Origin of the sequence: Novosphingobium sp. UBA6272 (genome assembly GCF_002440635.1) — a bacterium.
Lineage (GTDB): Bacteria > Pseudomonadota > Alphaproteobacteria > Sphingomonadales > Sphingomonadaceae > Novosphingobium.
Genome location: NZ_DJUW01000023.1, coordinates 229 through 801, shown reverse-complemented (window position 1 = coordinate 801; position 573 = coordinate 229). Strand labels below are relative to the sequence as shown.

The window sequence follows — 573 nt, the reverse complement described above, 5'->3', positions numbered from 1 at the left end:
ACCGATCGAAGCCGCCGCCGCCTCAGGGCAACTCGAACGGCGCGGGGCCCTGCAAGGCCGGCAACTGGAGGAAATTGGCAATTTTCTGTCCTTGCACAAGATCGAACTAACACCGCTGGCCCTGACGGTCGCATGGAACTATCTGACTGGCGCAGACAGTCAGGTGGTCCGCGCGATCGATCGCCAGATTCAGTCGCGCCAGCCGATCACCGCGGCCTGGTTGGAGGAGAACCTGGCCGAAAACAACGGTGATGACCTTGCCCTGCTGGCCCAGCTGATGGAGCGGCTGGAAAGCTCGATCGACGAATTCGGCAAGACCAGCCGCGATGCTCACAACGCCACCAGCGATTACCAGTCGGCGCTGGAAGAGCATGTCAACGAACTGACCCAGGTGACCAAGGCCGGTGAAGTGATCAGCGAACTGGCCACGATCGCCAAGGTCATGCTGCGCCGGACCCGCGACATCGAGAAGCAGATGCTGCGCAGCGAGGCCCAGACCCGCGCCTTGCGCCGCCGTCTCGACGAAGCAAGGCGCAGCGCCGAGGAAGACCACCTGACCGGCCTGCCCAACCG

1 pseudogene is annotated in these 573 nt (G+C 63.5%); it reads left to right on the top strand.

From position 1 onward, the window contains the following. Nucleotides 1-91 precede the first annotated feature (91 nt). Nucleotides 92-573 (top strand): annotated as a pseudogene (locus tag B2V17_RS10935) (GGDEF domain-containing protein); the annotation flags it as partial.